The sequence below is a fragment of the Pseudomonas sp. NPDC088885 genome (assembly GCF_044750025.1).
In the GTDB taxonomy this organism is placed as follows: Bacteria; Pseudomonadota; Gammaproteobacteria; order Pseudomonadales; family Pseudomonadaceae; genus Aquipseudomonas; species Aquipseudomonas rustica.
The window spans coordinates 1-15,120 of record NZ_JBIVJB010000105.1 but is presented as its reverse complement, the minus strand read 5'-3'; the positions used below and the strand labels follow the sequence as shown (position 1 = coordinate 15,120).

9 protein-coding genes and 1 pseudogene are annotated in these 15,120 nt (G+C 58.1%); 3 read left to right on the top strand and 7 right to left on the bottom strand.

All coding sequences use genetic code 11. From position 1 onward, the window contains the following. Window positions 1-372: 372 nt before the first annotated feature. Window positions 373-5,418: a dermonecrotic toxin domain-containing protein gene (locus ACIP1X_RS24905; RefSeq protein ID WP_400755593.1), complete on the top strand. Its 5,046-nt coding sequence runs from the start codon at window positions 373-375 to the stop codon at window positions 5,416-5,418. Between the two features lie 24 nt (window positions 5,419-5,442). Here the strand turns inward: ACIP1X_RS24905 and argR are convergent, their stop codons facing one another. The 7 genes from argR to acs form a co-directional block, all read right to left on the bottom strand. Beyond that, on the bottom strand, window positions 5,443-6,423 hold the full coding sequence (gene argR / locus ACIP1X_RS24900; RefSeq protein ID WP_400755592.1) for a transcriptional regulator ArgR: 981 nt from the start codon (window positions 6,421-6,423) through the stop codon (window positions 5,443-5,445). Between the two features lie 243 nt (window positions 6,424-6,666). After that, window positions 6,667-7,431, bottom strand: a complete 765-nt coding sequence (locus ACIP1X_RS24895; RefSeq protein ID WP_400755591.1) for an ABC transporter ATP-binding protein — start codon at window positions 7,429-7,431, stop codon at window positions 6,667-6,669. 27 nt (window positions 7,432-7,458) lie between these two features. Next, window positions 7,459-8,571, bottom strand: coding sequence for a M14 family metallopeptidase (locus ACIP1X_RS24890; protein ID WP_400755590.1), 1,113 nt, complete (start codon window positions 8,569-8,571; stop codon window positions 7,459-7,461). Window position 8,572: 1 nt separating this feature from the next. Further along, window positions 8,573-9,271 (bottom strand): ABC transporter permease, encoded by a 699-nt coding sequence (locus ACIP1X_RS24885; protein WP_053122875.1) that lies wholly within the window; start codon window positions 9,269-9,271, stop codon window positions 8,573-8,575. After that, window positions 9,268-9,957 (bottom strand): ABC transporter permease, encoded by a 690-nt coding sequence (locus tag ACIP1X_RS24880; protein WP_053122878.1) that lies wholly within the window; start codon window positions 9,955-9,957, stop codon window positions 9,268-9,270. The genes ACIP1X_RS24885 and ACIP1X_RS24880 overlap by 4 nt, the downstream gene beginning before the upstream one ends. Before the next feature lie 91 nt (window positions 9,958-10,048). After that, window positions 10,049-10,822 (bottom strand): ABC transporter substrate-binding protein, encoded by a 774-nt coding sequence (locus ACIP1X_RS24875; protein ID WP_122608011.1) that lies wholly within the window; start codon window positions 10,820-10,822, stop codon window positions 10,049-10,051. 777 nt (window positions 10,823-11,599) lie between these two features. Beyond that, on the bottom strand, window positions 11,600-13,555 hold the full coding sequence (gene acs / locus ACIP1X_RS24870; protein WP_007912698.1) for an acetate--CoA ligase: 1,956 nt from the start codon (window positions 13,553-13,555) through the stop codon (window positions 11,600-11,602). 451 nt (window positions 13,556-14,006) lie between these two features. Between acs and ACIP1X_RS24865 the strand changes: the two genes are divergently transcribed. Next, window positions 14,007-14,267, top strand: a complete 261-nt coding sequence (locus ACIP1X_RS24865; protein WP_053122884.1) for a DUF2790 domain-containing protein — start codon at window positions 14,007-14,009, stop codon at window positions 14,265-14,267. 562 nt (window positions 14,268-14,829) lie between these two features. Next, a pseudogene (locus ACIP1X_RS24860) lies at window positions 14,830-15,120 on the top strand (ribonucleotide-diphosphate reductase subunit beta); the annotation flags it as partial.

Here is a 15,120-nt window from a genome sequence, read left to right as displayed (position 1 = left end):
CAGGCGCGTAGTAGTGAACCATTAACTGGTCGAAATCGGCGCGTTGTACCGCAGCGTGCTCAACGGACATCGGAGTCTCCTGAAGAGGAACACCCGCCTGAAACTGGCGAGCGATGGGGGGATTGTAAGGACAGTTTTCAGCCCGGCCTTGCCGCCAAGCGACAACTTCTTATAGCGCAAACCCCGGATTTTCCCGGGTTTACGGCAATGCGACATATAGCGTCGCAAAGGCGCAGTTTAAACTGCCCGGGCGGATCTGCGGTGGCTTCACTGTATTTGATCGAAGAATTCCATGTGCGGTAACTATGTACCGCACATGATGATTTTTTTTCTGATTTGCTGGGCGCTCTCCACACGCTAATGGATGAGCGTATGAACCTGTCACAACCGCTTCAACCTACCGTCCGTCTCGACGCTTTCGTGGCCGAGCACGACGACACGCATTTTCTGCACCTGCATCACGCTACGCCGGATTGGCTGGCGAACGCTTCGGCGTTTCGACGCCATGCCTTGCGGCTTGGCACGCCCCGTCATGCGCCCGCGCTGGCAGCCTCTTCCCGGCAGCATCACGCCCGGTTAGGCGCGCTGAATGCCCAGCACTGGACAGCGCAAAACCAAGTGGATCGCCTGTTGGCCAACCTCAAGGACGTCGAAGCCTTCGCCGCGCCGTTGCTGGCAGCAGCGATCGAGGCGCAATTCGGCCTGGCACTCGACGTCAAAACCTCGTTTGTGCGTCTGTACATTCCAGTCACGAACCCATGGTTCGGATTCTCGACCGGTGCCAAACGCATCTGGACGCTGTCGGTGCTCGACGCCGCGCTGCGCAACTTCGAAAGCCATGAAACCGCAACGGACGCCTTTGAGCCTGACTCCTGCTTCATCACTCAGCCCGACGACCGCGAACAATTCGAAGTCCTCGCCGATGTCACCCGGACGATTTCGATCAGCGCCTTCATCAAACTGTGCCGGACACTCGATCTCGGCGCGCAATATCAGCAGCACCTGCAGCAGCAACTGGGCGTTAATCAACCCGACGTCGCCGCGACGCTGCGCCTGCATGTCGAAACCAGCCAAAACGCCGCGCTGAAATCAGCCTTGCTGTACGCGCGAATGAACCACGACATTGAGGAAGATCTGTATCGCCTCATCAGTGGTTTGCTCGATGGTCTTCACGGCATGCGGCTGGATGGCGAAACCCTGTGCAGCCACCGTCTGTCGCTGCTGTCTTCAGAATTGCACGGCATCATTGTCTTTGCGCCAAACCTGAACACCAGCGAACGCATCACCCGCCTGGTTGCGTATGTGCCGAACGATCCCGAACACCCGATCAAGGAATATGCCTCCAGCGCCGCATTCGCCGCCGAACTGACGCGCCAGTTGCGCCAAAACGACTACCAGCATTTTTTCAGTCAATTCATTGCTCACAGCGAGCGCGGTCGCTTCTTCTCTACGCTGAAAGCACGCCTCACGCAGATCGAATATTTCCCGCATCAACCGGGTGATCCACGACCCGCGTGGCGCGAAGTGGTGGTTGAGAAACCTGACCTGCAATTTCGCGCCGAGATCATTCAACGCTCGCTGTGGCAGCATCAATTCGAGGATGCGCTAAACAAGATCCTCAACGACGGACAAAGCCTCGCGGTGCCCACAGCACGGGTTGATCAACAGGCACGCTGGGCATTCTGGGATTCGCTGATGAGCATCGCGACAACGTTACTGACCGTCGCGGCGTTCGTGGCCACGCCGTTCGTGCCGTTTCTGGGTGAACTGATGCTCGGCTACATGGCTTATCAATTCCTCGACGAGACCTTCGAAGGCATTGTCGAGTGGGCACAAGGGCAACGCACTGAAGCCTTTCTGCACCTGATGGACGCGGTGGAATCGGTCGTGCAACTGGGCCTGTTCGCCGCTGGCGGCATGCTGGTCGCCGGCGAGTTTCGCAACCTGCTGCCGCAGCACGTCGTGCGCTTCATTGACCGGTTTAAACCCGTCACCGCACCGAACGGAAAAACCCTCTACTGGAAGCCCGATCTCGCCCCTTACGAGCAGAGTATTTCACTGACAAAAGACTCCCTGCCGGACCCACTCGGCTTGCATCAGATCGATGGCAAGCATCTGTTACCACTGGACGGCAAAGTGTTTGCGGTGAGGCCCGAACCGGATTCCACAGGTTTTCGCATCGACCACCCGACGCGCGCCGATGCTTACCCGCCGGCGCTTGAACACTTTCACAGCGGCACCTGGCAAACCGAGCTTGATCGCCCGCTCACCTGGCCCACCGATAAACTGCTGCGACGCATCGGCCACACGGTCGACAACCTGTCACCCAGCGAACTGGAACAGGCACTTGCCAGCAGCGGCTATCACGAAGACGTATTGCGAAAGTTTCACGCCGAGCGCGAGCCGCTTCCGCCGCTGCTGGAGGACACCCTCAAGCGCTTCGCCCTCGACAAGCAAATTCGTACTTTCATCGAACAAATGAGCAGCCCGCACGCTGCAGAATTTTCCCGGGCCGAGCCGATCACTCAACTGCAATTAATCACCGAACATTGTCCATGGCCGGAGCACAAAAGCCTGCGCTTGCTTGATCCGCAAGGTCAAACCGTATGGGAAAGCCGCCGTCCGGACCTGCCAGCGATTGAACTGATTAATCCACACGCGGGGTCAGACGATCTGCTCGCCGATCTGTTGGCGAAGCTCGACGAAGGCGAAATCAAGACACTCCTCAGAGAAGAACCCGGCCTTCCGCCCAGAGGCTTTACGCTGCGAGCTCAGGCGCTGAGAAAAACTCTGGCGAACATCGCCGCCGAACGCCGACACAGCCTGTTCGAAGCACGCTATCGAGCAACCGAAAACATAACCGATGCGAACTCGTACAAGCTCATCGACACAACGCCCGGCCTGCCTGCCAGCGTCGCCCGGGAAATATTGCGCACGGCCACGGCCAAAGAGCGTCAGCAACTCAAACAAATGCCGGTTCCCAAGCGCTTGGTGCAACTGGCTCGCTGGGCCTTGGAGGACGTTCGCGCGGCTCGCGCTTTTGAAGGTTTGTACCTTGACTCGGTCAATACGCTAGACACCCAGCGACTGGCATTGCACTCAATGCAACGTCTCACTGGCTGGCAGGACAATCTGCGTATCGATGTTCGCGATGACGGCATTCGCGGCACGCTACGCGACAGTATTGGCCCGACCGATGCCGCCCTCCGCAAAACCCTGTTGCTGGTCGAAGACGGTCAGTACCAGGCTTTCGACGAACATGACCAGCCGTTGTCAGCGGCTCTCGATTTCTACAACGCCGCATTGCAAGCCTTGCCCGACCATGCGCGCGACGCGCTGGGCATCCCCATCGGCGCAGGTGCAAAGCTCAAGCAAGTCGTCCGTGATCACGCCCTGCCCCGCGACGAGCTGAAAAAAGTCCTTCTGCTGCATCGTGATCTCAAGCCCGCCTACGATCCGCAGATCATGCGCCTGCCCGGAGGAAACGGTAGCTACCGACAGTTCACGCCCATGGCTCCACCTCTGGAGCAACTGGCGATGGCGTTGAACCCGGCGTTCACGTTCGAGCAACTGCAGGCGTTTCTGCAAAGAATGGCCAGCCATCCCGCCGGAGCGCTCGCTGAACTGTCGCGCCTGACCGCCGAATTCGCAAAACTGCGTGTCGATCTACACACCTGGACAGCGCGAACACCGACGCATCATCCCTTGACCGGTATTCGGTTCGACGCTGAAGCCTTTGCCGAAGCCAGAAATGATCGTCGCGTGTTCAAGGAAACACTGCAAAATTGCTGGCTCGAACGCACAACGTTCAACGAAGCCGATCCTCACGCGCGAACATCTGTGAGTTTTGCCCACCCCGTCATCGGCGAGTTTCCACCTCTTACCGCTGACTTCAGCCACGTCACCCATCTTTCACTGGAAGGCAGCCATGCTGCTCAAGGCACCGACGTATTCCTGCGCCTGTTTCCCAGACTGCAGCATCTGGAAATCCGCAGTTTCAATCTCGGGCAAATGCCCCAAGCCATCGAGGCCATGCCGCACCTGCAGCAACTGATCCTCGCGGAGTGCGGCATCCGCCTCGACGAAGTAGCGGCACAGAGACTGAGCAGAATGACAACGCTCGGCGCACTGGATCTTTACGGCAACCCCTTGGGACGTGCGCCGGATATTGCCGCCATGTCGGGGCTGACTTATATCGACCTGGCCGACACCGGCATCAGCCATCTGCCGAACGGGTTGCTGAATCATCCGCAGCTGCGCACCGGCATTTTCAGTAACAATCAGATCAGCGAAATACCGCCGGAGTTTTTCCATTACCCGCCGGAAACCACCTCCGGTTTCGAATTTGCCCACAACCCTGTTTCACGCGCGACACGTGACCGGATCAGAGCGCACTTTCATCAGCATGGACAGACCCTGGGAGTGCTCAGTGAGCCGGTCGACATCACTCGAACAAGACAGATTTACTCGCTGTTCAATGTCAAAGAAGCCAGCCAGTTTTTTTACCGCTTACCCGGCCTTACGGAGGACGCCCGACTCGAACTGACCCGACTGGAAAACGAATACACCACGCTGCGAAGTGACCTCGATGCGTGGACGGGCAACATCCCCGACATCAACCCGTTCACCGACAGCCAATTCACTGCCCAGGAACTGGCCGAAGAGCAGTCTGCGCGGGACGAGTTCAAGACACTGGTCGAAGAATGCTGGCGCCGGGAAAGCGAATTCGACGAACTCGGTGAACAGGGCGAAACGCTGTACGAGCTTAATTTGCTCACCACCATCATCGGCGATTTACCGGCACTGACGGCCGACTTCAGCCACGTCTCGACCTTGACGCTGATCAGCGAAGACGGCGCAACAACAGGCGCCAATCCATTCCTCAACAATTTCCCCAAGCTCAGGACACTGAACATCCGCGAGTTTTCACTCGGCGAGATTCCCCAGGCAATTTTCAAAATGGGTCATCTCACCGCGCTGTACCTGACGGAATGCAACGTCACTCTGAGTGCACAAGGGGTGGCGGCGTTGGGGGAAATGGTCAATCTGGGATTGCTCGATCTGAGCTACAACCCCCTTGGGCTGGCGCCGGATCTGCGACAACTGACCTTGCTGACGGACTTGATCCTCAACAACACCGGCATCAGTGAACTCCCCGATGGCCTGTTCCAGCTCAAGGATTTGCTCAAGGCTGATTTAAGCGACAACCACATCAGCGAAATGCCCAGCGATATTCTCGAACTCCCCGGGGAAATCGCTGAGGCGATCAATCTGCGTGGCAATCCATTCGACGCGCAGAGCCAGATAATCCTGCGCGCCTATTTCAACAAGCACGGCATGGATTTTGGCATCGAAAGCACGATCGACGAGGCGGAGATGGAAGTTTCAACGTCCGAGGGCTCGGAAATCGACGAATAGCCTTCGTCGACTGAAGCGCGGCGATCAACCGCGCTCTGGCGGCACCGATGACAATTCAAACGGGCTGCTGCTGCGCCGCTGGTTGCGATCTTCCCGCGGCGTGGCGCCGAAGAAATTGCGATAGGCGCTGGAGAAATGCGGCCCCGAGGAGAAGCCACATGACAGGCCGATCTGGATGATCGACTTGCTGGTTTGCATCAACATCTGTCTGGCCTTGTTCAGGCGCAATTCCAGGTAGTACTGGCTCGGCACACGGTTGAGGTATTGCTTGAAGATGCGCTCCAACTGACGACGGGACACGCAGACATGCTGGGCGATTTCGTCGGTGGTCAGCGGTTCTTCGATGTTGGCTTCCATCAGCAACACCGCTTGGGTGAGCTTCGGATGGCTGGAGCCGAGACGGTTCTGCAACGGGATGCGCTGACGCTCGCCACCCTCGCGGATGCGCTCGACGACCAGTTCTTCGGAAACGGCGCCGGCCAGTTCCGCACCGTGATCGCGGGCCAGTACCGCCAGCAGCAAATCGAGAACCGACATGCCGCCGCAGGCAGTCAGGCGATCACGATCCCAGTCGAACAGATGACTGGTGGCGATGACTTTCGGGAAGCGCTCAGCGAAATCATCCTGCCAGCGCCAGTGCACGGCAGCGCGATAACCGTCGAGCAAACCGAGTTGTGCCAACGGATAAACACCGGCAGACAAACCGCCGATGACCGTACCGGCACGTACCAATTGCTTGAGCGCACTGCTGAGTGCCGGGGCCAATGTGGTCGGCGGCTCGTCAGTGAGCAGGAACAGTTTCTGGAAATTTTCGAGCTTGCCCGCCCACGCTTCACCGGGCAGTTGCCAGGCGCCTTCTGCCGGAGGTTCGGCTTGCAGGAACGACAGCTCGTAAACCACGTCCGGGTGCACCCGCTGAGCAACACGCAAGGCTTCCTCCGCCAGCGCCAGCGTCAACGCTTTAGTGCTGGGCCAAATCAGGAAACCAATTCGATGGGCAGTCATGGGCGGGCAATCCGAAGCGAAGAACAGTGATGAAGGCATGGGCCAATGCTAGCCCGTAAATGAACACAAATCTTGAAACTGCACAGATCAAATGTGGGAGCGGGCTTGCTCGCGAAAGCGGTGGGTCAGACAGCAAAGATATCGACTGATATACCGCTTTCGCGAGCAAGCCCGCTCCCACAGGGATCCGGGTCGGTCTCTAGGTCGCGAAGCATGACCTAATTTGGTGCATAACGGCAGCGATTACTTGAGGCTGCCCGAGAGGAATTGTTGCAAACGTTCTGATTGCGGATTCACCAGCACTTCACGCGGGTTGCCGCTTTCTTCAACCACGCCTTTGTGCAGGAACACCAACTGGTTCGACACTTCACGGGCGAAGCCCATTTCGTGCGTCACCACGACCATGGTGCGACCTTCCTGAGCCAGCGCTTGCATCACCTTCAACACGTCGCCAACCAATTCAGGGTCGAGCGCCGAGGTCGGTTCATCGAACAGCATCACCTCAGGTTCCATCGCCAGCGCACGGGCGATCGCCACGCGCTGTTGCTCGCCACCGGACATGTGCCCTGGGAACGCATCTTTACGATGCGCCACGCCGACCTTGTTCAGGTAGTACTCGGCTTTTTCGCGCGCTTCGTACTTGGGTACGCCGAGCACGTGAACCGGCGCTTCCATGATGTTTTCAATCGCGGTCATGTGCGACCACAGGTTGAAATGCTGGAACACCATCGACAGGCGCGAACGCATGCGTTGCAGCTGCTTCGGATCAGCGGCTTTCAGCGCGCCGTCCTTGTTCGCCACCAGTTTCAGCTCTTCGGTGTTGATCAGTATCTTGCCCGCGTTCGGCTGGTCGTTCAGGTTGATGCAGCGCAGGAAAGTACTTTTGCCGGAGCCACTGGAGCCGATGATGCTGATCACATCGCCAGCTGCCGCTTTCAGGGAAACACCCTTGAGCACTTCGTGACTGCCATAGCGTTTATGCAGGTCTTGGACTTCAAGTTTGTACATGCGGTCGGTTCTCACAAAAACAGTCAGTCAGTCGTTGAGCAAGCGCCCGTGACGCAGCGCTTCGCGCCCCGCCACCTTGGCCAGCCAGAAACCGGGTTGGGCATAGCGCAGCCGTTCAATGGCAAACAGCACCCCGGAGGTACCAGCACACACCGTGCTGACCCGATCGGACACAGGATCAATCACTTCAAAAATCTCGTCGCCCGCCTCGACCCACTCGCCGGGCTTGCGCAGAAAACTTACGACGCCGGGGTGCGGTGCGAGGAGCAATTCGGTGCCTTCGAACGGCATGCCTTCGCACGCTTCGTGCGCAGGATTCGGCCACTCGCCGGTGATCAAACCTTGCTCGGCGAGGAACGCCAGAATGCCTTCAGCATACGCCTCGGCCTCCGCGCGACCGGTGTCGGCCTGACCGCCCAATTCGATTGTCGTGGCCAGGCACGCCAGCGGAATCTGCGCCTCGGGGAACTGACGCGACAGACGCAACCACGGCAACGAGCAAGCCTCATCGAACGAGCTGCCACCGGAATCTTCCGCGAGCAAACCCACGCGCACATTCAGGTGCGCGGCCAGCGAACGCCACTGTGGCCAGTGCTGCGGCAACGCATACATGTGCAGCGCGGCTTCGGCATCGCAATGCAGATCGAGCACCACATCGGCGGTGCAGGCATGGCTGAGCAACACACGCTGCATGCCTTGCAACTGGCTGCTCGCCTCCGGTAATGCGGCGAGGTGATCGGCCATCGCCTGACGAATCAGACGCACATTGGCGTGCGGATCATCACCGAGACTGTCAGCCAAAGCGGCCGCAACCGGCGCGCTCAGCTCAACGAAATCACGGTTGAAATTCTTGCCGCTGCCCGCCTCGAAACGGCCCTGATGATTGCCTTGCAGCAATTGCCCGAGACCCAACGGGTTGGCGACCGGCACCAGTTCGATGACACCGTTGAGCAAGCCTTTGGCTTCAAGTTCGCCGAGGCGCTTTTTCAGCTCCCAAGCGGTGCGCATACCCGGCAATTCATCAGCGTGCAGGCTGGCCTGAATGTAGGCCTTCCGCTCGCCGTGTCCGAAGCGGAATACGGAAATCTTGCGCTCGCTGCCCAGATGGCTCCACGGCAAAACGTGGTCGATGCGTTCCATATCAATGCTTCCGCGGCGCGAGGTAGCTCAACCAGCGCCGCTCAGCCAGCTTGAACAGCTTGACCAGAATGAACGTCAGGCAGAGGTAGAAAACGCCAGCGGTGATGTACGCCTCGAACGGCAGATAGTACTGCGCGTTGACGGTACGGGCCGCGCCGGTAATGTCGATCAAGGTCACGATGGACGCCAGACTGGTGGTCTGCAGCATCATGATCACTTCGTTGCTGTACTGCGGCAGCGCCCGGCGCAGGGCCGATGGCAGCAGGATGCGTTTGTACAGTTTGAAGCGCGACATGCCCATGGCTTTCGCCGCTTCGATCTCACCGTTCGGCGTGGCTTTGAGGCTGCCGGCGATGATTTCAGCGGTGTAGGCGCTGGTGTTGACCGCGAAGGCCAGGCACGCGCAGAACGTTGCGCTGGACAGCCATGGCCACAAGAAGCTTTCGCGTACCGCTTCGAACTGCGCCAGACCGTAGTAGATCAGAAACAATTGCACCAGCATCGGCGTGCCACGGATCACGTAGGTGTAAAGCCACGCGGCACCGTTGACCACCGGATTTTTCGAGACGCGCATCAGGCCCAGCGGCAGTGCCGCCAGCAGACCGAAAAACAGCGAGAGCGCGAGCAATTTGAGGGTGGTCAACAGCCCGCCGAGGTACAGCGGCATCGCCTCCCAAATGACGTTGTAGTCGAAGATCATAGATCAGCCGCCCTTACGCCTACCGAGTAGCGCTTCTCAAGTTGACGCAATGCCAGCAACGAGACGCTGGTGATCACCAGGTACATCGCCGCCACTGCGAGGAAGAAGGTGAAAGGCTCGCGGGTGGCATCTGCCGCCTGCTTGGCCTTGAACATCATGTCTTGCAGACCGACCACGGAAATCAGCGCGGTGGCCTTGGTCAGTACCAGCCAGTTGTTGGTGAAACCCGGAATCGCCAGACGAATCATCTGCGGCACCATCACCCGGAAGAACACCTGAAAACTGCTCATGCCGTACGCCATGCCGGCTTCGGCCTGGCCCTTGGGGATCGCCATGAACGCGCCACGGAAGGTTTCCGACAAGTACGCACCGAAGATGAAACCGAGGGTGCCGATACCGGCGGCCAGCGGATTCAGGTCGATGTAATCGTTGAAGCCGAGCAGCGGCGCAACGCGGTTGAGCAAGTCCTGACCGCCGTAAAAGATCAGCAGGATCAGCACCAGATCGGGAATCCCGCGAATAACCGTGGAATACAGATCGCCCAGCCAGGCCAGCCAGCGCACTGGCGACAGGCGCAACGCGACACCGATCAGCCCGAGAACGATGGCCAGAGCCATGGACGACAAGGCGAGCTGAAGCGTCAGCCATGCGCCATCGAGGATGACAGCCCCGTAGCCTTTCAACATGATTCAGGTCCTCGAAAGTTGGGATGAAAAAATGGCGCAAACCTCAGAGATCCTGTTGCTTGCGCCATTTCGGACTTGTCGCAGAGACGTGTTACTTGCCGTAGATATCGAAGGCGAAGTACTTGTCCTGGATTGCTTTGTATTTGCCGTTTTCGCGGATGGCCGCGATGGCAGCGTTGATCTTGTCTTTCAGGGCGTCGCCCTTACGCACTGCGATGCCTACGCCGTCGCCGAAGTATTTGACGTCGGTGAACGCAGGACCGACGAACGCGAAGCCTTTACCGGCGTCGGTTTTCAGGAAACCGTCGTCCAGCAGGGTTGCGTCAGCCACGGTACCGTCGAGGCGACCGGCAGCCACGTCGAGGTAGATTTCGTTCTGCGAGCCGTACGGCTTGATCTCGGCACCCAGTGGAGCCAGCACTTCGCGGGCGAAACGTTCGTGGATCGAACCACGTTGTACGCCGATGTTCTTGCCCTTCAGCTCAGCCAGACCTTCGCTGACCTGAGTACCGGCCTTCATGACCAGACGTGCCGGGGTGTTGTAGTACTTGTTGGTGAAGTCGACCGACTTCTTGCGATCTTCGGTGATCGACATGGACGACAGAATTGCGTCGATCTTGCGCACTTTCAGTGCCGGGATCAGACCGTCGAACTCTTGCTCGACCCACACACACTTGACCTGCATCTGCTCGCACAGAGCATTGCCGATGTCGTAGTCGAAACCAACGATGCTGCCGTCCGGTGCTTTCGAAGCGAACGGAGGGTAAGCCGCTTCGATACCGATCTTCAGAGGTTTTTCGTCAGCGAAGGCGTTCATCGACAGCACGGACAGTGCCAGGGCGCCAAGCAGCACAAGTTTCTTCATCTTGGGACTCCATCGGTAAAGGGCAAAAACGGCAGAGTGAGCGACAGCCCAATATGCGAATGGGTGAATCGGGAAATCGGTTGCTGCATCGGTGGGAAATTTCCCATTGAAACCTGGAGAGATTTCAACATCAGCCACGATGAGCGAGTGATCGGCATTCTAACGACAGGCCCGAAGCCGATATTTCTTCAATGCGACAACTAATTACAGATGCACAGAGAAACCCGCTTGAGCACGTTGACAGCCTTGCAAATTCATGCAAGAGCGAAAGACAGTGAACCGATCTATGCTGCAAATTGCGGGCCTATTATTCGCAAACCCTTCTAATCCGGCAAGCGCAGCGTTGTGTCTTATTTTTCACCGGGGGTTTGGAGGCTCTAAAACGGGGCGATGCGTTTCCCAATGCCCCGCTCCGGGGCGGGCGGTTACACATTCGGTTACGTGGAAGGCGTTGGGTAACAGCGGGAAATGTCTTACGGGGGAGATCGATAATTATTGACCCCCGATCGTTCCCACGCTCTGCGTGGGAATGCAGCAAGGGACGCTCCGCGTCCCCGGAGCCGACGCAGAGCGTCGAGGGAGGCATTCCCACGCAGAGCGTGGGAACGATCAAAGGATCGCAGCCTTCGGCAGCTCCTACATTGATTGTGTCTACCGCGTATTTCGAGGATTAACAGTGAACCTGTAGGAGCTGCCGAAGGCTGCGATCCCTTGATATTGCCGCACAAAAAAGCCCCACCCGGCATTCACCGGACAGGGCTCCCATGCATCTACCGCTTAAGCCACATTCATCGTCTTATGCGTATCAATCAAATGCTGCACCACGCCCGGATCCGCCAGCGTCGAGATATCCCCCAACCCGTCATATTCCGCCGTGGCAATCTTGCGCAGAATGCGGCGCATGATCTTGCCCGAACGCGTCTTCGGCAGCCCCGGTGCCCACTGGATCACGTCCGGCGAAGCAATCGGCCCGATCTCCTTGCGCACCCAGTTCTTCAGCTCCAGACGCAATTGCTCGGTCGGTTCCTCGCCATTCTTCAACGTGACATAGACATAAATGCCCTGCCCCTTGATGTCATGCGGCACACCCACCACCGCCGCTTCAGCGACTTTCGGATGCGCAACCATCGCGCTCTCGATCTCCGCCGTGCCCATACGGTGACCGGACACGTTGAGCACGTCATCGACACGCCCGGTGATCCAGTAATAACCATCGGCATCACGGCGCGCGCCGTCACCGGTGAAATACATGCCACGGAACGTCTTGAAGTAGGTATCGACGAAACGATCGTGATCGCCATACAGCGTGCGCGCCTGACCTGGCCACGAATCGAGAATCACCAGATTGCCTTCAGCCTCGCCCTCAATAATGTTACCGAGGTTGTCGACCAGCGCCGGCACCACACCGAAGAACGGACGCGCCGCCGAACCCGGCTTCAGCGCGTGAGCGCCCGGCAGCGGGCTCATCATGTTGCCGCCAGTCTCGGTCTGCCACCAGGTATCAACGATCGGGCAACGCGACTTGCCGACATTCTTGTAGTACCAGTCCCACGCTTCCGGGTTGATCGGCTCGCCGACCGAACCGAGCAGACGCAGGCTGCTGCCATCCGCGCCTTCAACCGCAGCCTGACCCGAGGCCATCATCGCGCGGATCGCGGTCGGTGCGGTGTAGAGGATGTTGACCTTGTGCTTGTCGACGATCTTCGCCACCCGGGTGATGTCCGGGTAGTTCGGCACGCCTTCGAACAGCAGCGTGGTCGCGCCATTGGCCAGCGGGCCGTAAACGATGTAGCTGTGGCCAGTGACCCAGCCGACGTCGGCGGTGCACCAGTAAACCTCGCCCGGACGGTAATCGAACACGCGCTCGTGGGTCATCGCCGCGTACAGCAGATACCCGCCAGTGGTGTGTTGCACGCCCTTCGGCTTGCCGGTGGAGCCTGAGGTATAAAGGATGAACAGCGCTTCCTCGGCGCCCATCTCTTTCGGCGCGCAGACAGTGCCTGCCACTTTCATCAGGTCTTCGTACCAGATGTCGCGATGCTGGTTCCACTTGATGTCGCCACCGGTGCGCTTGCAGACGATGACCTTCTGGATGCTGCTGGTTTCCGGGTTAGTCAGCGCGTCGTCGACGTTGGCCTTGAGGGAGATTTTCTTGCCAGCACGGATGCCTTCGTCAGCGGTGATCACCACTTTCGATTTGCAGTCGATGATGCGACCGGCCAGGGCTTCCGGCGAGAAACCACCGAACACCACCGAGTGAATCGCGCCGATCCGGGTGCAGGCCAGCATGGCGACCACGGCTTCGGGAATCATCGGCATATAAATGGTCACCACGTCGCCGCGGTGTACGTCCTGACCGCGCAGGGCGTTGGCGAGTTTGCACACTTGCTCGTGCAGTTCGCGGTAGGTGATGTTGCGGCTCTCGGAAGGATCGTCGCCTTCCCAGATGATCGCCACTTGATCGCCGCGCTCGGCCAGATGACGGTCGAGGCAGTTGTAGGAAACGTTCAGGGTGCCGTCGGCAAACCACTTGATGTCGACATGGTGATCGTCGAACGACGTCTGTTTCACCGTGGTGAAAGGTTTGATCCAGTCGAGGCGCTTGGCTTGCTCACGCCAGAAGCCGTCAGGGTTGACGACCGACTGCTGGTACATGGCTTTGTAGGTCGCCTCGTCAGTCAGCGTGTTAGCCAAAACCTCGGGACGAACGGGATACAGAGAAGCCGCACTCATCTTTCTTACCTCGGTGTAATAGTTGTTTTTGTATGACCCTGTTGTAACGGGGCCGGGCCCATAGAACCATTCGACGATGGTAGTAACAACCCCTCGCCCACCCACGATGGCCCGTGTAGGAGCTGCCGAAGGCTGCGATCTTTTGACCTTGCCTCTAAAAATCAAAGTCAAAAGATCGCAGCCTTCGGCAGCTCCTACAGGGGGATTGAGGTGTTTTGGGGGGGATTGTTACCAAATATGTGAAAAGTGTTTATCAAAACCCGGTCTGTTTACCCCCACTCCACCTCCCTAGAATTCACCTCGCCGACAAGGCAAACGCGATTAACAACGTTACAGCCCCCACGAAGGCCGTTAATCCAGCTCTCAAGTAATAACTGCAAACGATGAAGTTCCACACGCAACCCTAAAAAGGTTGCGTGACCCCACTCGACCTCAAAAAGGTAAATTTGAAATGAAAGCTTTATTGGTTCTGGCCCTCAGCAGTTTGTGCGCAACCGCCATGGCAAACGAGGTCCCGACTGATGTCGCCCAGCAAAAACCGGCCATCGAGGAATACACTTACTCGACCCACCTGGACATCGCCAACGTTGTATCGATGAGCGAAGTTCCGAATGTCTGCGAAGTTGTGCCAATGAAAATGGAATACGACGACTCCACCGGCCAGCGCCACATCTTGCGTTACAGCGTGATGGGCAACGGCTGCACTAATTGATGATTTCAGACTGCACCGAATTGGATCTCTCAGCGCTTCATTGAGGGTCGATTCCAGCCCGGCTTCGGTCGGGCTCAGTTGTGTCTGGAGTCGGTCAAAAGGGTTGCAAAACACAAGATATAGTGAAAAACGCGGTTTTTTGCTCATTTCTTGAGCAACCAAAGCCCGACGAAAAAATTAATCAAAAAAAATTCTCAGGGGCCAATCCCAGCGAAAGCCCTGTAAACCCTCGCTCCGACTGAAATCCCCTTCCTGATCGACCGCCCTGCGCGCTTTCGCCCTCCCCCACGAGCGTATTTTTTTCCCTATAATGCCGCCCTAATCGGGTTAGCAATATTCCCTTACAGGGATCAAAAGCCATTCTGAAGCCCCGCAGCAGTGTTCAACGCTGATTGCGCCCGTCAGAGGCTCTCGGAAACCCGGAAAAAATTCTGTTTTATTGCCTGCGTATAGCTGCAAAAAACGATTCCTTAAGATCCAACGCGGTCTGTACGACCGTGTGAAAAACCAACCAATCAGGTTTCACACGGGCGACAGGCCCTCACGCAGGAGACGACACGTCATGCTGAGCTGGGACGAATTCGACAAAGAAGACAGTGAAGTAGCAGCAGTGAAAGGCGCCAACGCCGGCCACGCTACCGAAGCCAACATGGATCGCCTCGATAACGCTGGCGGTGCCGCCGCGATCGAAGCCCGCGCCGTGACCGCCGACGACTCGGCCGCCGTGGCCCGCGCCAAGGCTGCACTGAACTCCCTCGACGTTGCCGAAGGCCTCGCCGAACTCGAAGGCGCCTCCGCCCGTGTCGCCGTTGACGAAAAGCGCATGATCAACTGCCGCGCCGACCTCTACCAA